General features: G+C 71.8%; 16 protein-coding genes. 3 read left to right on the top strand and 13 right to left on the bottom strand.

The window, feature by feature from the left end; genetic code table 11:
* Positions 1-26: 26 nt before the first annotated feature.
* Positions 27-1811, bottom strand: coding sequence for a proline--tRNA ligase (locus B4K29_RS15730; RefSeq protein ID WP_286961338.1), 1785 nt, complete (start codon positions 1809-1811; stop codon positions 27-29).
* Between the two features lie 122 nt (positions 1812-1933).
* Here B4K29_RS15730 and B4K29_RS15725 point away from each other — a divergent pair, with 122 nt between their 5' ends.
* A complete protein-coding gene (locus B4K29_RS15725; RefSeq protein WP_239264688.1) occupies positions 1934-3481 on the top strand; it encodes an alpha/beta hydrolase in 1548 nt (515 codons plus the stop codon).
* 170 nt (positions 3482-3651) lie between these two features.
* Here B4K29_RS15725 and B4K29_RS15720 read toward each other — a convergent pair whose 3' ends face one another.
* On the bottom strand, positions 3652-4983 hold the full coding sequence (locus B4K29_RS15720) for an MFS transporter (RefSeq protein WP_286960778.1): 1332 nt from the start codon (positions 4981-4983) through the stop codon (positions 3652-3654).
* 170 nt (positions 4984-5153) lie between these two features.
* Positions 5154-6008: a DUF4081 domain-containing GNAT family N-acetyltransferase gene (locus tag B4K29_RS15715; RefSeq protein ID WP_286968083.1), complete on the bottom strand. Its 855-nt coding sequence runs from the start codon at positions 6006-6008 to the stop codon at positions 5154-5156.
* 461 nt (positions 6009-6469) lie between these two features.
* On the opposite strand from B4K29_RS15715, the gene B4K29_RS15710 reads away from it, so the two are divergent.
* The gene (locus B4K29_RS15710; protein ID WP_029211802.1) at positions 6470-8152 is read left to right on the top strand and encodes a malectin domain-containing carbohydrate-binding protein; all 1683 of its coding nucleotides are present in this window, start codon (positions 6470-6472) and stop codon (positions 8150-8152) included.
* A 103-nt stretch (positions 8153-8255) separates the two neighbouring features.
* On the opposite strand, the gene ispG is transcribed toward B4K29_RS15710, so the two are convergent.
* The 4 genes from ispG to B4K29_RS15690 form a co-directional block, all read right to left on the bottom strand.
* Complete coding sequence (gene ispG / locus B4K29_RS15705) at positions 8256-9416, bottom strand: flavodoxin-dependent (E)-4-hydroxy-3-methylbut-2-enyl-diphosphate synthase (RefSeq protein ID WP_029211803.1); 1161 nt, start codon at positions 9414-9416, stop codon at positions 8256-8258.
* Positions 9417-9434: 18 nt separating this feature from the next.
* Positions 9435-10790, bottom strand: a complete 1356-nt coding sequence (locus B4K29_RS15700) for a M50 family metallopeptidase (protein ID WP_029211804.1) — start codon at positions 10788-10790, stop codon at positions 9435-9437.
* Between the two features lie 13 nt (positions 10791-10803).
* Positions 10804-12003, bottom strand: coding sequence for a 1-deoxy-D-xylulose-5-phosphate reductoisomerase (gene dxr / locus B4K29_RS15695; RefSeq protein ID WP_051274123.1), 1200 nt, complete (start codon positions 12001-12003; stop codon positions 10804-10806).
* 220 nt (positions 12004-12223) lie between these two features.
* Positions 12224-12655 (bottom strand): peptidoglycan-binding domain-containing protein, encoded by a 432-nt coding sequence (locus B4K29_RS15690; protein ID WP_034253002.1) that lies wholly within the window; start codon positions 12653-12655, stop codon positions 12224-12226.
* Positions 12656-13171: 516 nt separating this feature from the next.
* Here B4K29_RS15690 and B4K29_RS15685 point away from each other — a divergent pair.
* Positions 13172-13360 carry a hypothetical protein gene (locus tag B4K29_RS15685; RefSeq protein ID WP_019284528.1) on the top strand — a complete coding sequence of 63 codons (189 nt, stop codon included), beginning with the start codon at positions 13172-13174 and terminating at the stop codon, positions 13358-13360.
* 41 nt (positions 13361-13401) lie between these two features.
* Here B4K29_RS15685 and B4K29_RS15680 read toward each other — a convergent pair whose 3' ends face one another.
* From B4K29_RS15680 to B4K29_RS15655, 6 genes are all read right to left on the bottom strand, one after another.
* Positions 13402-14322, bottom strand: a complete 921-nt coding sequence (locus tag B4K29_RS15680; protein WP_286955611.1) for an AEC family transporter — start codon at positions 14320-14322, stop codon at positions 13402-13404.
* A gap of 12 nt (positions 14323-14334) precedes the next feature.
* Complete coding sequence (locus B4K29_RS15675; RefSeq protein WP_286955610.1) at positions 14335-15171, bottom strand: ABC transporter permease; 837 nt, start codon at positions 15169-15171, stop codon at positions 14335-14337.
* On the bottom strand, positions 15168-16013 hold the full coding sequence (locus B4K29_RS15670; RefSeq protein WP_019284525.1) for an ABC transporter permease: 846 nt from the start codon (positions 16011-16013) through the stop codon (positions 15168-15170). The genes B4K29_RS15675 and B4K29_RS15670 overlap by 4 nt, the downstream gene beginning before the upstream one ends.
* Positions 16010-17218 (bottom strand): ABC transporter ATP-binding protein, encoded by a 1209-nt coding sequence (locus B4K29_RS15665; protein WP_286968081.1) that lies wholly within the window; start codon positions 17216-17218, stop codon positions 16010-16012. Before B4K29_RS15665 ends, B4K29_RS15670 begins: the two co-directional genes overlap by 4 nt.
* Positions 17215-18381, bottom strand: a complete 1167-nt coding sequence (locus tag B4K29_RS15660; RefSeq protein ID WP_286955607.1) for a polyamine ABC transporter substrate-binding protein — start codon at positions 18379-18381, stop codon at positions 17215-17217. The genes B4K29_RS15665 and B4K29_RS15660 overlap by 4 nt, the downstream gene beginning before the upstream one ends.
* Positions 18382-18539: 158 nt before the next feature.
* Positions 18540-20444 (bottom strand): propionyl-CoA synthetase, encoded by a 1905-nt coding sequence (locus B4K29_RS15655; RefSeq protein WP_286960787.1) that lies wholly within the window; start codon positions 20442-20444, stop codon positions 18540-18542.
* Positions 20445-20484: the final 40 nt, after the last annotated feature.

Below are 20484 nucleotides of genomic sequence, written 5' to 3'. Positions count from 1 at the left end.
CGGGTCCGGAGCGCGTGCGGGGCCGGTCAGGACCGCACCTCCCGGGCGATCTCGGCGACGACGTCGGCCACGGCGACCTCGCGGCGGTCGCCCGTGCGCCGGTCCTTGATCTCGACGGTGCCGTCGGCCAGGCCCTTGCCCACGACCACGATGGCCGGGACCCCGATGAGCTCGGCGTCCTTGAACTTCACACCGGGGCTGACCTTGGCGCGGTCGTCCACGATCGACGTGATCCCCTGCGCGGCGAGCTCGGTCACGATCCGGTCGGCCTCGACGAAGACCGCCTCGTCCTTGCCGGTCGCGACGACGTGCACGTCGGCGGGGGCGACGTTGCGCGGCCACACCAGGCCGATCTCGTCGTGGTTGGCCTCGGCGATGGCGGCGACCGCGCGCGAGACGCCGATGCCGTAGGAGCCCATCGTGACGGTGACGAGCCGGCCGTTCTCGTCCAGCACCTTGAGACCCAGGGCCTCGGCATACTTGCGGCCGAGCTGGAAGATGTGGCCCATCTCGATGCCCCGGGCGGTGCGCAGGGTGCCGGCGCCGTCGGGCGCGACGTCGCCGTCGCGGACCTCGGCGGCCTGGACGGTCCCGTCGGCGGTGAAGTCGCGGCCGTAGACGAGGTTGACGACGTGCACGCCGGGCTTGTTGGCCCCGGTGGCCCAGGACGAGCCGTCGGCGATGCGCGGGTCGAGCAGGTAGCGGATCCCGGTGCGGGACACCACCTCTCCCTGCTCGTCGCGCTCGACGGTCTCCCCCAGCGCGCCCGGCCCGATGTAGCCGCGGACGAGCTGCGGGTAGGCCGTGAAGTCCGCCTCGGTGAACTCCTCCACCTCGGCAGGCGCGACCTGGGCCTCGAGGCGCTTGAGGTCGACCTGACGGTCTCCGGGAAGGCCCACGACGAGGGGCTCGCGGGTGCCGTCGGGCTGCACGAGCATGACGACGACGTTCTTGAGCGTGTCGGCGGCCGTCCACGCGCGGCCGTCGTGGCGCGGGTGCTCCGCGTTGAGCATGTCGACGAGGGTCTCGATGGTCGGCGTGTCGGGGGTGTCCACCTCCTGCGCCGCCGGCACGCCCGAAGCGTCGACGGGCTCGGCCTGCGGCACGACGACGGCCTCCACGTTGGCGGCATACCCGCTGTCGTCCCGCACGAAGGTGTCCTCGCCGACCTCGCTGATCGCGAGGAACTCCTCGCTCGCCGACCCGCCCATCGCGCCCGAGGTCGCCTGGACGATGACGTAGTCGAAGCCGAGCCGGTCGAAGATCTTGACGTAGGCGTCGCGGTGGGCGTCGTAGGACTTCTGCAGCCCCTCGTCGGAGACGTCGAAGGAGTAGGAGTCCTTCATGATGAACTCGCGGCCGCGCAGCAGACCGGCGCGGGGGCGCGCCTCGTCGCGGTACTTCGTCTGGATCTGGTAGAGCGACAGGGGCAGGTCCTTGTAGGAGCTGTAGAGGTCCTTGACCGCGAGGGTGAACATCTCCTCGTGCGTCGGACCGAGCAGCATGTCGGCGCCCTTGCGGTCGGTGAGGCGGAAGAGGTTGTCGCCGTACTCCGTCCACCGGTTCGTCGACTCGTAGGGCTCGCGCGGCAGCAGCGCGGGGAAGCTCAGCTCCTGCGAGATCTGGTCCATCTCCTCGCGGACGATGCCCTCGACCCGGCGAAGCACCTTGAGCCCCAGGGGGAGCCAGCTGTAGACACCGGGCGCCGCGCGACGGACGTAGCCGGCGCGCACCAGCAGCCGGTGACCGGGCAGCTCCGCGTCGGCCGGGTCCTCGCGCAGGGTCCGCAGGAACAGGGACGACATGCGCATGATCTCACCGGACACGGTGGTGCTCCTCGGATGGGCGAAGGTGGGACCACGGCAGGATATCGGCCCTGGCTCCTGGCCTCGACCACGTTCGGGCGTAGCCTCGGAGACGGAGGTGAGTGGTCGTGGAGGAGGGCGTCGAGACGCCGGGCGAGGGCGTGCGACCTGGAGGGGACGCCGGCACCGGACCCCTCACGCTGGAGGCGGGGCTGCTGGCCGCGGCGCAGTCCCTGGAGCAGGCCGTGGCGGCGGCGACGAGCGCCCACCTGCACCTCACCGAGGCGCTGGCGGCCGAGCGGACGTGGGCCCGGCCCGGCGACGCCGTCCTCGACGAGATCCTGACGCGGCGCACCGACGTCGGGCTGTATGCCGCAGGCCTGCTCGTCGACCAGCTCCGCACCGAGGCCCGGACCGCCGCCTCGCGCTACCCCCGCCTCGGGCTGGCTGGCGAGGACGTGCTGCCGATCCCCCGCGACGAGGCGCCCGACGTGGTCGCCGCCTGGTGGCGTGACCTGGACGCCGGCGACCGTGAGGAGGTCCTGCGGCGCCACGCCCCCTGGGTGGGGCGGGCGGACGGGCTCCCCACCGCCGTGCGGCACACGGCCAACCTGCAGGTGCTCGAGGCCGAGATCGCCCGCCGCAGCCGCGAGCTCGACGTCGACACCGGCGCACCCGCCGACGAGGCCACCGTCGAGGAGGAGCGGGACCTGCGCGGCCTGCTCAAGCTCCGGGCGCTGTTCTCCGACCCCGAGCTGCTGGCCGAGGTCCCCGAGGGGCTCGCCCAGGTCTCGACCCCGCCCTCGCGTCGTTTCCTCTATCTCCTGGACGCCCGCAGCTATCCCCTGCGGACGGCCATCGCGCTCGGCGACCCCGACACCGCGACCCACCTGGTGGTGCACGTGCCCGGCACGACCACCACCGTGGACCTGCGCCTCTATCGCGAAGCCACCTGGATGTCCTGGCTGCGCGACGAGACGGTCCGCCTGCTCGGCCCCGACGCACGCGTGGCGGTGATCGACTGGATCGGCTACCAGGCGCCATACGACATCGCCACGCGAAAGGCCCTGGGAGACACGGGGATGCGCGTCCTCGTGCCCGGTGAGGCGTCCGACCCTCGATATGCGCGGGAGGCAGCCGACCACCTGGCGCGCACCCTGGAGGGGGTGCGGGAGATCGCTCCGGCGGGGGCACGCATCGTGGCGAGCGGCCACTCCTACGGCGCGTCCGCCATGGGGCTCGCCCTCGCCCAGCTCGCCGCCCGGCACCACCACGTGGTGGACGCCGCGATGACGGCCGGCGCACCGGGCATCTTCGCCTCCCGCCTCTCCGACCTCGGGCTGGCGCCCGGCACGTTGTATGCCTGCGTCGCTCCCGGCGACCTCATCGGCATCCTGGGCATCTTCGGCGGCGAGGTGCTGCGGATCCCCGGCGTGCACCAGCTGTCCCCGCTGGCCCGACGCGTTGTCTACCCCGACGGCACCTGGACGGTGCTGCGGCCGCCGGTCGGGCACGAGCAGTACTACCACCGCGGCACCGCGAGCCTGCTCCACCTGGCGGCCGTGGTCGCGGACGACCAGCCCCGCATCAAGCTGACGAGCCGCCCGTGGGCGATGCTCACGGGCGGCTCGTCGAGCGCCTCGGACCCCGGCGACGCGGGCGAGGCGGTGCAGTAGCGGTTCGATCAATCGAGCTGGACTTGACTGACCTCCTCGGCCCTCCGGTCCGCGCTCGTCCCTCGCTGCGATCCTCAGGCCGTCGTCGATCAGTCGAGCTGAACTTGACTGACCTCCTCGGCCCTCCGGTCCGCGCTCGTCCCTCGCTGCGATCCTCAGGCCGTCGTCGATCAGTCGAGCTTCTTGCCGCGCGTCTCCGGCATCGTCAGGATGATCAGCGTCGCCACCGCGGCGACTGCCGAGACGACCCAGAAGAAGCGGTCGCCCATCTGGTTCTGGTTGAGCCAGGTGATCAGGTAGGGCGCTCCCCCGCCGAAGACCGCCACCGTGATGTTGTACCAGGCGCCGATGCCGGTGGACCGGACCTCGGTCGGGAACAGCTCGGCCATGATCGCCGGCAGGATGCACGACGCGAAGGCGAACGCGGACATGCCGAGGACGTAGAGGATGGTCAGGCTCAGCAGGTCCGGCTTGATCAGCGAGGATAAGGGCACCATCGCCACGGCATAGAACACCGTGAAGATCAGCATCATCGGCTTGCGCCCGATCTTGTCGGACAGTGCTCCCAACGGGTACTGCAGGGCGATGAAGATGACGATCGAGATCGTGAGCGCCATGAACACGTTCTGACCCACGTCCGGGTTGGTCTTGGCGAACTTCTTGACGACGCTGGAGTTGATGGAGCCGATCAGCGTGTAGTAGGCGACGGCGAACAGCATGGTGGTGCCGACGACGTGCAGCACGGACTTGGGGTAGAGCCGCAGGGTGGTCATCAGGGGGTTCTTGACCTTGTCGACCGCCTTGGCCTTGTGCTCCTCGAAGTGCGCCGACTCCTTGAGGTCCTTGCGCATGAACAGACCGACGAGGGCGAAGATGCCGCCGAGGATGAACGGGATGCGCCAGCCGAACTCCGCCATCTTGGCGGGTCCCAGCGTGCGGGTGAGCCAGAAGCCGAGCGTCGTCGCCAGCAGCAGGGCGACGCCCGTGCCGATGTACATGAACGAGACGTAGCGGCCACGCCGACCTGCGGGGGCGACCTCGGACAGGTAGGCCGAGGTGTTGGACAGCTCGCCGCCGGCCGCGATCCCCTGGGCGATGCGCGCGAGGACGAGGACGAGCGGCGACCAGATCCCGATCTGGTCGTAGGTCGGCAGTGCGCCGATGACGAACGAGCCTCCGGCCATGAGCGCGACGCACACGAGCATCGCGCCGCGACGCCCCGTCAGGTCCGCGACCCGGCCCATCATCCAGCCACCCAGGGGGCGGAAGAAGAACGCGGCGCCGAAGGTCGCGAAGGTCAGCAGGAGTGCGAGGTCCTCGTTCTCCTTCGGAAAGATCTGGGTCGCGAAGTAGGTCGCGAACAGGCCGTAGATGGTCCAGTCGAACCACTCGACCGCGTGGCCCACGGTCGCCGCGGCGATGGGCTTGACCGGGAAGGCCCCGGGTGTCGGCGTCGCCGGCGGGGGGAGGGTGGACTCGGGGGTGGGTGCAACGGTGCTCATGCAGGCTCCTCGGGCGGGTGAGCCGTGCTCCGTCGGACGGCTCCTGGACGGAGGGTGTTGCTTGACGCCACGTCAACGGAATGCGTCTCGCCGGTGCCCTGCGACGAACGGTCGCCCCTTCCTGACGGGCGGTCGGTGACCGCATGTCCACCCACCGACGAACGGCGCGCTCACAGCAGGACGGTGGCGAACTCCCCGACCTCCCGCATACCGATGCGGGCGTAGGTGGCCCGCGCGGGGACGTTGAAGTCATTCACGTACAGCGAGGCGCGAGCGGCGTGCTCCGCCAGCACTGCCTCGACGACGGCTGCCATGGCCGGCCCCGCACGCCGTCGGCCGCGCAGGTGCGGCGCCAGCCAGACCCCCTGGATCTGGGCGGTCCCGAGAGCGACCGAACCCACGTCGGCCTTGAACACCACGTCGGGCCCCTCGGTGACGACATAGGTCCGCCGCTGCTCGATCAGCGAGGCCACGGATCGGCGGTATGACGCCACCGAGCCGACGTACGGCGGGTAGCCGATCTCCTCGGTGAACATGGCCGCCGCAGCCGGCACGACGGCGTCCAGCTCGTCGGGCCCGGCCAGCCGCACGCAAGGGTCCAGAGCGAGGCCGAGCTCGCTGGGCGGGACGGTCGTCGCCATGAGCGGCTGCGACCCGCGGACGGCCCGTGGCATCCCCCACGACGGCGAGAGCAACGCCCAGAGCCCGAGCACCTCGTCGGACGGGCCGAACAGCGAGGAGGCCCAGCGGCTGCGCCGGCGTAGTCGCTGGGCGAAGGCCGGGGCCGTGTCCGGTCCGACCTCGACCGGAACGACGTTGGCTCCGGTCCACACCAGAGATCGCCAGCCGAGGGGGTCGCCCCGGTCGGCGTAGCCGAGCACGCAGCCGGGGGTGGTCCGCAGCGCACCCTCACGGATGCGCGCCGCCACGAAGACGTGGGCGTCAGGCCGACGTGCACAGACAGCGATCGCCGCGTCCTCGTCGGCCGGCGTCAGGGCCTGGATCGGCGATCGGGAGCGGAGCACCCCCCAAGGGTGGACTGCGGTGGGTCGCTTGTCACGCCACCACGCGACGCGCCGGGACGAGTTCGCGCAGCAGAAAAAGGCCCCGCCACGGCAGCTGCCGGACGAGGCCCTTTCTGGCTGCGGGGCTGCTCAGGCCCCGCGGTTGCGAACGGCGCCGGGGGCGGCGCCCATCTCGCCGTGCTCCCCCGAGGTGGCCCCCATCCGGCCGCGCCTCGCAACACCCTCACCATATCAAAGACTTCGATGTCGAAGTGACCTTCGGGGCGCCACGGCCTTGAATCGTCATACAACACATAGAGTGATTTTTTTTCCCCGAATAGGCCTACCCTCGAGTGCTTTGAACTATCACACTGGCTGATGGACAGCCATTCGTGCAGAAACGGTTGCACAGAGTGGTTGTCGCGGCCGTAGCGCCATCATCCGGCCCGGCTGCAGTTCTCCCCTCACCCTCTCGAGGTCTCATGCACACCCCCCTGTCCGCACGCCGGCGACGCCGGCTGACGGGAGGCGTCATCGGCGCCGCCCTGCTCACGTCAACCGCCCTGGGGTCAGCCCAGCTCGCCGCCGCCTCCGCGGCGCCCGTGACGGCGGCGCCCGCTGCGGCGACCGCAGATCGCGACCGGCTGCCCGAGCGCATCTTCGCCCCCGACGCGTTCTGGTATCGCAGGCTGCCGGCGAACACCCCGAAAGACCCGCGCTCGGCGGACATCTCCAAGCACATCTACGACCAGGGCGTCTCGTACTACGGCCGCCCCGGTGCCCCGTCCATCGCGGTCAACACGGTGCGCTACTCCGCGCCGATGTACATGGCCAAGGCTGGCGACCCCACCACGTCGTTCAGGTTCGAGAACTGCCAGGGCAAGTCGTACGGCGACACCGGCCTGATCGCCAACCACCTCAGCAACCTGAGGATCCCGGCCTACGCCCGTCCGGCAGAGGGGACGGACCTCGAGATGCTGGTGTACGACGCGAGCTCCCGCCGCCTCACGGAGACCTGGGTCACCCGCAAGAACAACGGTACCTGGTCGGCGTGCTGGGGCGGCAGCATCCCGGACGCCTCCAAGAGCAACGGCGTCTTCCCGCACCCCTTCGGCACCACTGCCAGCGGGCTCTCCCTCGCCGGGGGCACCATCCGCCCCGAGGAGCTGCGCCGCGGTCGTATCGACCACGTCATCGGCATCGCGCTGCCCCACAACGCCCCCTGGCCCAACGTCTCCCGTCCGGCCAACCGCACCGACGGCTGGAACCCGTCGAGACGACCGGCCGCCGCCGAGGGGCAGATGCTGCGCATCCCGGCCTCCGTCAACCTCGACGCCCTGCGCCTGTCGCCGACGGCGCGGACCATCGCCAAGGCCGCCCAGGAGTACGGCGTGGTCGTCTGGGACACGGCGGGATCGATCAGCTTCCGCGCGGAGAACCCGATCGGCATGACCAGCGACCCCTATCCCGAGCTGTTCCGCGGGCGGGCCGACTGGCAGGAGATGCTGGGCGACCCCGGACGCGGCGAGCGTGGCTTCCCGCTCGAGCTCCTCGAGGTCCTGCCGATGAACTACGAGGCGCCCGTCTCGTCGGCGCCCGCACCCACCCCGACGCCCACTCCCACTCCGACGCCCACTCCCACCAAGTCGACCCCGGCCCCGACCCCGACCCCCACGCCCACCCCGACGCCGACCATTCCGGTGCCGGGACCGGGCGTCGCCACCGTTCGGCAGACCGCGGCCTGGCTCGACCAGACCGATGCCCAGGGCCGGCGATGGGCCGGGCGCGGTGACGCGTTCGACTCGTACAAGACGGGTACGGCCATGGTGGGCCGTGACGTGGCCGGCACCGGTGACGACCAGCTGTACCGCTCCACGGTCTACGGGATGACCTCCTACCGGACCAAGGTCGCCAACGGGACCTACCGGGTCAAGCTCTACACCGCCGAGGACTACTTCACGGCTCCCGGGCGCCGGGTCTACTCCGTCCGGGCGGAGGGCTCAACGGTCCTCAAGGACGTGGACGTCTTCGCCCGCACCGGCGGCGCCTTCCGGGCCTACGAGCCGACCTTCACCGTGACGGTCACCGACGGGCGGCTCGACCTGGGCTTCCACGCCGTCAAGGACACCCCGAGCCTGGCCGCCGTCGAGGTCACCAAGCTCTGACAGCGTCCGCCGACGGGCTCGACGAGAGCGGGCCACCCCTCGTGTGGGGTGGCCCGCTCTCGTCGGTCGTCATCGCGCGTCACGTCATACGGACGCCGCGGACTCAGCCGACGGTGATGGTGGGGCTGCCGGCGGACTCCTCGTCCGCAGGCTCGCCCATCTCCTCGGCGAGGCGCATGGCCTCCTCGATGAGGGTCTCCACGATCGCGGCCTCGGGGACGGTCTTGATGACCTCGCCCTTGACGAAGATCTGTCCCTTGCCGTTGCCGGACGCGACCCCCAGGTCGGCCTCGCGAGCCTCGCCCGGGCCGTTGACGACGCAGCCCATGACGGCGACGCGCAGCGGCACGGTCATGCCCTCGAGCCCGGCGGTCACGGCGTCCGCCAGCTTGTAGACGTCCACCTGGGCGCGCCCGCAGGACGGGCAGGAGACGATCTCGAGCTTGCGGGGCCGCAGGTTGAGGCTCTGCAGGATCTGGATGCCGACCTTGACCTCCTCGACGGGAGGGGCGGACAGGGAGACCCGGATGGTGTCACCGATGCCCTTGGACAGCAGCGCACCGAAGGCGGTGGCGGACTTGATGGTGCCCTGGAAGGCGGGGCCCGCCTCGGTGACGCCGAGGTGCAGCGGCCAGTCGCCGCGCTCGGACAGCAGCTCGTAGGCCCGCACCATCACGACGGGGTCGTTGTGCTTGACCGAGATCTTGAAGTCGTGGAAGCCGTGCTCCTCGAACAGGCTGGCCTCCCACACCGCCGACTCGACGAGGGCCTCGGGGGTGGCCTTGCCGTACTTCTCGAGGAGGCGCTTGTCGAGGGATCCGGCGTTGACGCCGATGCGGATCGAGGTGCCGTGGTCGCGGGCGGCCGCGGCGATCTCCTTGACCTGGTCGTCGAACTTGCGGATGTTGCCCGGATTGACGCGGACCGCGGCGCAGCCGGCCTCGATGGCGGCGAAGACGTACTTGGGCTGGAAGTGGATGTCCGCGATGACGGGGAGCTGGCTGTGCTGGGCGATCTGCGCCAGGGCGTCGGCGTCGTCCTGGCTGGGGCAGGCCACGCGCACGATGTCGCAGCCAGCCGCCGTGAGCTGGGCGATCTGCTGCAGGGTGGTGTTGACGTCCGAGGTCAGGGTCGTCGTCATGGACTGCACCGAGACGGGCGCGTCACCACCGACATCGACCTTGCCGACCTTGATCTTGCGGGTCTTGCGACGCGGTGCGAGCACCGGCGCCGGAGCAGCAGGCATCCCTAGCGAAACGGTCATGGTGTCAGTATCCCTCACTCATCCGAGCTTGACGGGCCGCACGATGTCGGCATAGATCAGCAGGCCACCCATGACGACCAGGACGACCGACATGGCATAGGCGATGGGCAACCCCTTGGCGACATCTATGTAGCCCGGGTCGGGGCGCCGGGCCACGCGGGCGAACCCGCGACGGATGGCCTCCCACACGGCACCGACGACGTGACCACCGTCCAGCGGCAGCAGCGGGATGAGGTTGAAGACGAAGAGCGCCACGTTGAGCGACGCGATGAGCATGATCAGCGTGATGAGCTTGGAGGTGGTGCCCTCGAGCCCCTGGACCTGGCCGGCGGCGACCTCGCCGCCGATGCGCCCGACGCCCACGACCGAGATCGGGCCGTTGGGGTCGCGCTCCCCCGAGCCGAAGGCCGCCTTGGCGATCCCCACCATCTTCTCGGGGATCTTGACGATGACGCCCGCGGTCTGCGCGACGGCGTTGCCCACCGCCCCCGGCACCGCGGTGATCGGCTGCTTCTCGATCGCACCGACGGGCGCCGACTGCATCCCGATGTAGCCCGTCTGCACGGTCAGCGGCTTGCCGTCCGCCCCGGTCACGGGCACGCCCTCGGCGTCGAGCCGAGGGAGCGCGTTGGTGATGGGGGTGATGGTGAGGGTCTGCTGCTGCCCCGCGCGCTCGACCACGACGGGCAGGGCCTTGCCGGCACTGGGACGCACGACCCGTCCCACGGCGGCGGTGCCGTCGACCGTCGTGCCACCGATGGAGACGATGCGGTCGCCGGGCAGGAGCCCGGCCACCGCGGCCGGGGTGCGCTGGTCGTTCTCGGTGCAGGCGTTCGTGGCGTCGGCGCCGGCCGGGCGCACGCACTCGACGACGGAGGCGACCTTGGCCCCGTGCTCGACGAAGACCCCGTGCCCCATGAGGACGCCACCGATGAGGACCGTCGCGATGACGAGGTTCATGGTGGGGCCGCCGAGCATGACGACGACCTTCTGCCAGCTCTTGCGCTTGTAGAACACGCGGTCCTCGTCGCCGGGCTGGATCTCCTCCATCGACTGGGTGCGGGCGTCGTCGACCATGGCGGCCCAGCGGCCGGTGCTCGAGGCCCGGAGGTGGTGCTCGTCCTCACCCCTGCCCTTGGGCGGGAACATCCCGATCATGCGGACGTAGCCGCCGAGCGGGATCGCCTTGAGGCCGTACTCCGTCTCGCCGAACCGGCGCGACCAGAGCGTGGGGCCGAAGCCGATCATGTACTGCGGCGCCTTGACCCCGAACAGCTTGGCCGGGACCAGGTGGCCGATCTCGTGCAGCGCGATGGAGACACCCACGCCGACGACGACGAACAGGATGCCGAGGATCGTCAGGACCACGGTCATGCGGACTCCTCGGTCATGCGGGCTCCTCGGTCGGGGTGGAGGCGGGACTCAGGCCGAGCACCTCGCGGGCCCGGGCACGCGCCCAGGACTCGGCACGCAGCACAGCGGCAACGTCCAGGTCCGAGGCGTTGTTCCCGACGTTGGCGGCCTGCTCGCCGCCGGCGTGGTGCTCGTCGACGACCCGCTCGACGGTGTCGACGATGTCGAGGAAGCCGATCCGGCCGGCGTGGAAGGCCTCGACGCACTCCTCGTTGGCGGCGTTGTAGACGGCGGGGTAGGTCCCGCCCGCCTCGCCGACCCGGTAGGCCAGCGGGACGGAGCGGAAGGCCTCACGGTCCAGCGGGAGGAACTCCCACGTCGACGCGCGGGTCCAGTCGACCGGCGTCTCCACGTCGCGCAGGCGATCGGGCCAGGCGAGCCCGAGCGCGATGGGCACCAGCATGGTGGGCAGCCCGATCTGGGCGACCACCGCGCCGTCGCACCACTCGACCATGGAGTGGATGTACTGCTGCGGGTGCACCACGACCTCGATGTCGGCGAAGGGCACGTCGAACAGGTGGTGCGCCTCGATCACCTCGAGCCCCTTGTTGACCAGGGTCGCGGAGTTGGTGGTGATGACCTTGCCCATGGCGAAGTTGGGGTGAGCCAGCGCCTGCTCCGGCGTCACCTCGCGCAGCTCGTCGCGGGCGCGACCGCGGAAGGGCCCGCCGCTGGCGGTGATCACCAGCCGCCGCACCTCGTCCCGGCGACCCGCCAGCAGGCTCTGGGCGATGGCGCTGTGCTCGGAGTCGACCGGCACGATCTGGCCCGGCCGGGCCGCACGTGTGACGATCGGGCCGCCGACGATCAGGCTCTCCTTGTTGGCGAGCGCGAGCGTGCTGCCCGCTCGGAGCGCCGCCAGGGTCGGCCGCAGGCCGATCGACCCGGTGATGCCGTTGAGCACGACGTCCGCTCCGTGCGCCGCCACCTCCTCGGAGGCACCCTCCCCCACGACCACCCGCGGGGCGTATGACGCCAGCCCGGCCTCACGGGCGGCCGCCGTGATCGCGCCCCGCACCGCCGCCTCGTCGCCGTCCGCGACGCCGACGAGCTCGACCTGGAGCCGGACGGCCTGCTCCGCGAGGAGGGCGAGGTTGCGGCCGCCGGCGCTGAGCGCGGTCGCCGTGAACCGGTCGGGGTTGCGGGTGATCACGTCGATCGCCTGGGTTCCGATGGAGCCGGTGGAGCCGAGGAGCGCGACCGTGCGGTGGCCGGCGCGATAGGTGTGCGCGGGGGGCGGCGGGCTGTCGGCATACGGGCTCTGGCTCACCCGACCATCCTCGCACCGATCGACCCGTGTCTCGGCCGTCCCCGGGGCGTGCCCGTTCAGTCGGTGGGCCCGCCGCCGGACTGCAGCACCCGCCAGGTGTCGGGACCGACGATGCCGTCGACCGTCATGCCCAGCCGGTCTGCAGCGTGCGGACGGCGCGCTCGGTGTCGGCGCCGAAGCGTCCGTCCGCGGTGACCGGGATGTCCTGTGCCGCGAGCGATCGCTGCACCCGCGAGACCGCCTCGCCGGTGCTGCCCCGGCGCAGCCTGGGCGTGGGGCCCTGCGAGAGGAGCAGGGTCCACACGTGCGCCTCGACGTGGGGGACCCAGGCCTGCCAGCCGAGCCGGCGGGCGACCTGGTCGTAGGCCTGCCTGGTCACCGGGCCGTAGACGCCGTCGACCGTCAGGCTCGCTCCCTGCTGGCGGAGCAGGCACTGGAAGGCCTCGACCGCCGGACCGCGCGCCCCGGGATCGAGGTCGGGATAGCGCCGCAGGGTCGGGGAGCACGCCCGGGCGGCGGGGGCTGCGCCTGCGACGACCACGCTGGTCGGGCTCACGGTAGCGCCCGTCCTCACGGCCTGCGTCGAAGCCGGTCCGGCGGCCGGCGGCCCAGCGGGTTCGGTCGCCGGCGCCGAGACCGGCTCGCCCGCCGCCGATCCCGTAGCCGTCGCGGTCACGGTCCGGGTCACCTGCACGACCTCGGTCCCCTCGACCCCCGAGGCGCAGCCCGCGAGCGCCGCGCACAGGGCCATCGCCGTAGCAGTAGCAGTAGCACTCTTCCGGTTGTTCATCGGTGCCTCCTGGTGCCGCGTGGTTCGCTGTCGCTGCCGATGGTCCCTCGCCCCCGCCTCCAACGGGAGGGGGTGGATCTGAGGATCAGTCCCCGTCGGAGTCATCCTCCCCCTCGACGAAGCCCCCGGCGCGGCGACCGCGACCCGGTCACCCGGACGGCGTCTCCACGCACCCTCCACGGCGAGGGGGAGGTCACAGCACGAGGGCGGTCGCGGGGTCACCTCCGGGACTAGGGTGGTCGAGGGCGGCGACCGCCACCGACATCCACGGGGAGGACCATCATGGCCAAGGACCGCACCGGGCTCAGCCTCGGCTACCGCATCATGTGGCGGATCCGCTACGTCGGGGTGAGCGTGTTCGGGCCGGCCCAGCTGGACCCCGACAACGACCCCAAGGACAACCTGCTGCGCGAGCGGCGGCGCAAGGTCGCCGCCGCCCACGCCGCGGCCGGGACGACTCCCCCGGCCTGAGCCCCTCCGGGGCGAGCGGGCCGTATGCCGGGCCCGTCGGCTCAGTGCACCAGGACCGCCACCACGGCGATCACGGGCAGCGACACGAGGGTCGTCAGCAGCACGGCGTCCCGGGCCAGCAGCACGCTGCGGTCGTAGCGCACGGCGTGGGTGAAGACGTTCTGCGCGCACGGCAGCGCGGCGGTCACCACCGCCGCGAGCCGGTGGACGCCGGTCAGGCCGAGCGCGCTCGCCAGGGCCAGGGCGGCCAGCGGCTGCACCCCCAGCTTGCACACGACGATGGTGACGATCTGCCCCGTGGACCCGGAGGCGCCCGGGCGAGGACCCAGCCGCAGCGACACCCCGAAGGCCAGGAGCATCGCGGGCACGGCCATGCCACCGACGATCTCGACCGGCCGCATCACCAGGTCGGGCGGCCGCCAGCCGACCAGGGACATCACGACGCCCGCGAGCGCGCACACCGTCATCGGGTTGCGCCCGACCGCGAGCAGCGTCTCGAGCGGGCGCGGGCGACGGCCGAGGGCATCGACGTCCATCAACGCCATGGCGAGCGGGGTGAGGCAGACGAGCTGCAGCAGCAGGGTGGGTGCCATCAGGGCGACGTCGCCGAGGACGTAGGCCGCGATGGGGATCCCGAGGTTGCCGGCGTTGACGTAGGCCGCGGCCAGCGAGCCGATCACCGCCTCGCCCAGGTCCGGGTGCCAGCGCGGCACCACGACGGCGAGGTAGACCGCCACGGTGATCACGACGGACGAGGCGGACACGAGCAGGTTGTGCCCCACCACCTGGGCGAAGGGGGTGCGGGACAGCACGTCGACCAGCAGCGCGGGCGAGGCCACGAAGAAGGCCAGGCGGGACAGCACGCGTTGCGCGCTCGCGTCGAGGACCCCGAGGTGCGCGAGCAGGAAGCCCAGCCCCGCGAGGGCGCCGATGATCCAGAACCCCGCGGCGACACCGGACATGGCGTGCTCCTCTCAGCGCTCGGTGGACGGGAGGCGTCCACCGAGCAGACGGGCCGCCACCGCGCAGGCGACGGCGGCCAGCAGCATGAGCACGCCGATGACGTTGGCCTCCGCCGGGATCCCCCGCAGGTAGGCCGTGTAGACATAGGTCGGGAAGGTGGCGACCTCGCCCGACACGAAGGTCGTGATGATGACGTCGTCGATGCTGAGGGCGAAGGACAGCAGGGCTGCGGCGACCACGCCGGGCAGCACCCCCGGCACCGTGACCCGCCAGAAGGTCGCGGCGGGCCCGGCATACAGGTCGGCGGCCGCCTCCTCCAGGCCGGGATCGAGCGACTCGAGCCGCGCCCGCACGGTCACGACGACGAAGGACAGGCAGAACATCACGTGCGAGAGGACCACGGTCCACCACCCCAGCTCGAGCCCCACGCGGGTGAAGCCCTGCACGAAGATCGTCAGCAGGGACGCGCCGAGGACGACCTCGGGGGTGGCCATGGGCAGCAGCACCAGTGCCTCGACCGCCCGTCGGCCGCGGAACCGGCCCCGCGCCAGCGCGAGCGCCATCATGGTCCCCAGCGTGGTGACCAGCACCGTCGAGGCGAGCCCCACCTCCAGCGAGGTGCCGAGCGCCTCGCAGACCCCCGGGGCGCCGCACGGGTCGCGCCAGTGGTCCAGGGTGGGGCGGCCGCTCCAGGCGATGTTGGACCTCGTGTAGCCGTTGAACGAGAACACCACGACGTAGGCCACCGGCAGGAGCAGGTAGGCCAGCACCAGCACGGACACCAGGACGACGACGTGGTCGGCGACCCACCGCCGGGCCGACGACGAGCGCGACGAGCCCCCGCTCACACCAGCTCCCGGGTGCCGTAGCGCCGGAGGTACAGCAGGACGAGCACGAGGATGGCCAGCATCAGCGTGAACGACAGCGCCGCGGCCACCGGGTAGCCACCGATCACGCGGAAGAACTGGGCGTCGATGGCGTTGCCGACCATCGACGTGCCGCGGTCCGAGCCGAGCAGGTCGGCGTTGACGTAGTCTCCGGCTGCGGGGATGAAGGTCAGCAGCGTCCCGGCGACGATGCCCGGCATCGCCAGCGGCACGGTGACCAGCCGGAAGGTCTGCCACGGGCCGGCGTAGAGGTCTGCGCCGGCGGCCAGCACCGACCGGTCCACCCGCTCCAGGGAGGCGAGGACGGGCAGGAGCATGAAGGGCAGGAAGGTGTAGGTCAGGCCCATGACCACGGCGAACGGCGTCTCGGTCAGGTGCCCGCCGGGCAGCAGGTGCAGCGCCCGCAGGGTGGACGCGACCGGCGCGTCGTCGGCGAGGATCTGGCGCCACGCGACCGTGCGCAGGATGAACGGCGTGAAGAACGGCGCGACGACCAGCACCATGAGCACGCCACGCCACCGCCCCGCGCGGAAGGCCATGGTCCAGGCCAGCGGGAACGCCAGCACCAGGCACAGCAGCGTCGCGAGGCCAGCATACAGGAAGGACCGACCCAGCTGCCCGCCGAAGCCGGTCAGGGCCACGAGGTAGTTGCCGACGTTGACGTCGCGGTAGTAGTAGCCGGGGAAGCCCGGGTAGCCCGACTGCAGGCTCACGCTCGCGAGCTGCACCAGCGGCGCGACGAACAGAACGCCGAGCCAGAGCAGCCCGGGGAGGAGCAGCAGGTATGCCGCGCGCCTGCTCACGGAGAGGTCACCCGCACGGGCGCGGACCCCGCTGCCGAGGCGTCGGCGCCGAGATCGGCGTCGCTGCCCTCGCCGACCTCGCCGACCGTGTCGACCTCGTCGCCCTCGTCGCTGGGGAGCGTGAACGTGTGCCGCAGGTCCCAGGCGACGGTGACGAGGTCCCCCGGGCGAGCCGTGGCGTCGACGTCGAGGTTCTGCTCGTAGGCCGTCCAGGTGCCGACGCCGGGGACGTCCAGGACGTACTGCGTCGCCACGCCCGTGAACGCGACGTCGAGCACCCGCGCCCCCGCGAGGACGTTCGCGACGGACCGCCGGCGGACCTCGGCCCCGTCAGCGACGATCCGGACCTTCTCCGGTCGCACCCCGACCAGCGAGCGCCTGGCGTCCGGCGCGGCGGCCCGTGACCGCAGCACCCGCACCCGCTGGCCGCCGAGCTCCACGACGAGCAGGTCGCCCTCCGCCCCGACCACCGTGACCGGAGCGAGGTTGGACTGCCCGAGGAAGGTGGCGACGAACCGGGTCCGGGGCAGGTCGTAGAGCTCGGCCGGGGGCCCGAGCTGCTCGATCCGGCCCTGGCGCATCACCGCGACGGTGTCGGCCATGCTCATGGCCTCCTCCTGGTCGTGCGTGACGTGCACGAAGGTCAGGCCCGTCTCGGCCTGGACCCGCTTGAGCTGCAGCTGCATCTGCCGACGCAGCCGCAGGTCGAGGGCGCCCAGCGGCTCGTCCAGCAGGAGCACCTCGGGCCGGTTGACCAGGGCCCGCGCCAGCGCCACGCGCTGCTGCTGGCCACCGCTGAGCCGGGAGGGGCGGCGGCTCGCCATACCGTCGAGCTCGACGAGGGCGAGCGCCTCGCGGGCCTGCTCGGCGGCCGCCGCGCGCGGGACCCCACGACGGCGCGGCCCGAAGGCCACGTTGTCGCCGACGCTGAGGTGCGGAAAGAGCGCGTAGGACTGGAACACCGTGTTGACCGGGCGCTCGTGGGCCCGCAGGTCGGTGACGTCCCGCTCCCCCAGCAGCACCCGCCCCGCGTCGGGGCGCTCGAGCCCCGCCACCATCCGCAGGGTCGTCGTCTTGCCGCACCCCGAGGGCCCCACGAGCGCGAAGAAGCTGCCCGCCGCCACGTGCAGGGACAGGTCGTCCACGACCACGTCCCGCCCGAAGCTCTTGGTGAGGCCGTCGAGCCTCAGGTCACCGGCAGTCACTGGCCCACCACCTGCGTCCACATCGCGGCGTACTCCTGCTCCTCGCGCGGGTCCAGGGCCCGGAACACGCTCGTCCGGCGCGCCAGGAATTCCGCCGTGGGAAAGATCAGCGGGTCCTCGACGCGCTCGGGGTCGACCTTTTCCATGGCCTTCTGAGCGCCGGCCACCGGGCAGATGTAGCCCACCCACGCAGCGACCTGCGCGGCGATCTCGGGCTGGTAGTACCAGTCGAGCAGCCGCTGGGCGTTGCGCCGGCGCGGCGAGGTGACCGGAACGACGGCGTTGTCGCTCCACAGCATCCCGCCGGACTCGGGGACGACGAAGGTCCACCGCTCGTTGCCGGTCTCGGCGCGCAGCGTCGCGATGTCGCCGCTCCACACCAGGCCGGCCAGCGCGTTGCCGCTCTGCAGGTCCTGGACGTAGGAGTTGCCGCGGATCCGCCGGATCTGGCCGTCGCGCAGCCGGCGGTCGACGACCTCGACGGCCGCGGCCAGCTCGTCGCGGGTGAAGGGCCTCGCCGGGTCGACGCCCTGGCTGCGCAGGATCACGCCGAGCGTGTCGCGCCATTCGCTCAGCCCGACGACCCGGCCCTTGAGGTCGGGACGCCACAGGTCCTCGACGGAACGGATCTCCTTGACCTTGCTCGCGTCGTAGCCGATCCCCGTCAGGCCGGACTGCCACGGCAACGAGTGCTGGCGCCCCGGGTCGAACGACGCGTCCATCAGCTCCGGCAGCACGTTGCCGGCGTGCGGCATCCGGATCAGCTCGAGCGGCTGGACCAGCTCCTGGTCGATGACGCGGTTGACCATCCAGTCCGACAGCACGACCAGGTCACGCCCGATGTCCTGACCGGCGCGCAGCTGCGGGGCGATCTTGTTGACGTAGAGGTCGTTGTCGTCGATCTCCTCGGCGTAGCTCGCCTGGATCCCGGTGGCCCGGACGAAGGCGTCGAGGGTCGGGAACCGCTTGGTGGACTCGTCCTGGTCGAGGTACTGCGTCCAGCTCGCGAACGCGACCCGGCGGTCGGTGGCCGAACGGTCCACCGGCAGCGCCCTGGTCGTCCGCGCGGCCGCGGGGGGCTCCGGCGGGGCGCAGGCCGCGAGCAGGCCGGCAGCCGCAGCCGAGCCGAGCAGGCTGCGGCGCGACAGCGCGCGGTCGGGCATCAGGCACGGACCTCCGGGGGCGGCCCAGGTGGGCGGAGACAAACCTGGGCAACGCTACCAGCGGTATGCCGGGGCCCGGCGCGCGGACGACGGACGTGAGAGGGCCGGTCGCCCTGCGGCGACCGGCCCTCACGACATACGGCGGGCGTGGTGCAGGCTCAGCCCTGGGGCCGGAGCACGGCCGTCAGGCTGTCGAGCACGCTGCGGTCCTCGATCGTCGACGGCACCTGCGCCTCCTGCCCGTCCGCGATCTGGCGCATGGTCTTGCGCAGGATCTTGCCGGAGCGCGTTTTGGGCAGACCGTCGACGATGTCGACCTGGTTGAGGGCGGCGACGGCGCCGACCTCCTCGCGGACGCGCTGGACCAGCTCCTTGCGGAGCGTCTCCTGGGCCTGCGGGGTCGACGCGTCGATGCCGGACTTGAGCATGACCAGCGCGCGGGGCACCTGGCCCTTGAACGAGTCGGCCACCCCGATGACCGCGCACTCCGCCACGGCGGGGTGACCGGCGAGCGCGGCCTCGATCGACCCGGTCGACAGGCGGTGGCCGGCGACGTTGAGCACGTCGTCGGTGCGGCCCATGACATAGAGGTAGCCGTCCTCGTCGATGTAGCCACCGTCGCCGGTCAGGTAGTAGCCGTGGTAGGCCGACAGGTAGCTCGAGACATAGCGGTCGTCGTCCTGCCACAGCGTCGGCAGGGTGCCGGGGGGCATGGGCAGCTTGATGACGATGGCGCCCTCGGTGCTGGCGGGGACCTCGTTGCCCTGGTCGTCGAGGACGCGCACGTCATACCCGCAGACCGCGGTCGACGGCGAGCCGGGCTTGATCGGCAGCTCCTCGATCCCCCGCGGGTTGGACGCGATCGGCCAGCCGGTCTCGGTCTGCCACCAGTTGTCGACGACGGGCTTGCCGGTGCGCTCGGTCGCCCAGTGGTAGGTGTCGGGGTCGAGCCGCTCGCCCGCGAGATAGATCGTGCGCAGGCTGGACGTGTCGTAGTCGGCGAAGAGCTTCGCCTCCGGGTCCTCCTTCTTGATCGCCCGGAAGGCCGTGGGCGCCGTGAACAGCGAGGCGACGCCGTAGTCCTGCACGACCCGCCAGAAGGCGCCGGCGTCGGGGGTGCCGATCGGCTTGCCCTCGTAGACGATCGTGGTCGCGCCCACCAGGAGCGGGGCGTAGACGATGTAGGAGTGCCCGACCACCCAGCCGACGTCGGAGGCGGTGAACATCGTGTCGCCCGCCTCGATGCCGTAGAGGTTGGGCATCGACCAGCGCAGGGCCACGGCGTAGCCGCCGCTGTCGCGCACGATCCCCTTGGGCTTCCCCGTCGTGCCGGAGGTGTAGAGGATGTAGAGCGGGTGGGACGACTCGACCGGCACGCACTCGGCGGGCTGCACGACCCCGGGGCGCATGACCTCGGCCCAGTCCAGGTCACGCTCCCCCATCTCGGCGGGCTGCTGCTCGCGCTGCAGGATGACGCAGCGGTCGGGCTTGTGCTCCGCGCGGCGGATCGCCTCGTCGAGGTAGGGCTTGTAGGCCACGACCCGCTTGGGCTCGATGCCGCAGCTCGCGCTGACGACGACCTTGGGGGCTGCGTCGTCGATGCGGGCGGCCAGCTCCTGGGGGGCGAAGCCACCGAACACGACCGAGTGGATGGCGCCGATGCGGGCGCACGCCAGCATCGCGACGACGGCCTCGGGGACCATCGGCATGTAGATGACGACCCGGTCGCCCTTGGTCACGCCGAGGTCGCGCAGCACGCCGGCGAAGCGGGACACCAGCTCGAGCAGCTCGGCGTAGGTGTAGCTCGCGCGGGCACCGGTGACCGGGCTGTCGTAGTGCAGGGCGGCCTGGTCGGCGCGGCCGTGGACCACGTGGCGGTCCAGCGCGTTGTAGCAGACGTTGAGCCAGCCGTCGGGGAACCACGTGTAGAACGGGGCCCGGCTCTCGTCGAGGACCTGCCTCGGCTTCGTGATCCAGTCGATGTCCTTGGCCGCCTCGGCCCAGAAGGCCTCGGGGTCCTGCCTGCTCGTCTCGTACGCCCTGGCGTAAGCACCCTTGCTCATGCCTCCATCCAACCCGCCGGGCCGGGCGACGGCCAGCGGG

This window comes from Arsenicicoccus sp. UBA6765 (genome assembly GCF_002453335.1).
Lineage (GTDB): Bacteria > Actinomycetota > Actinomycetes > Actinomycetales > Dermatophilaceae > Arsenicicoccus > Arsenicicoccus bolidensis.
The sequence above is the reverse complement of the archived record's forward strand: the minus strand, read 5'-3'. Positions and strand labels throughout refer to the sequence as shown.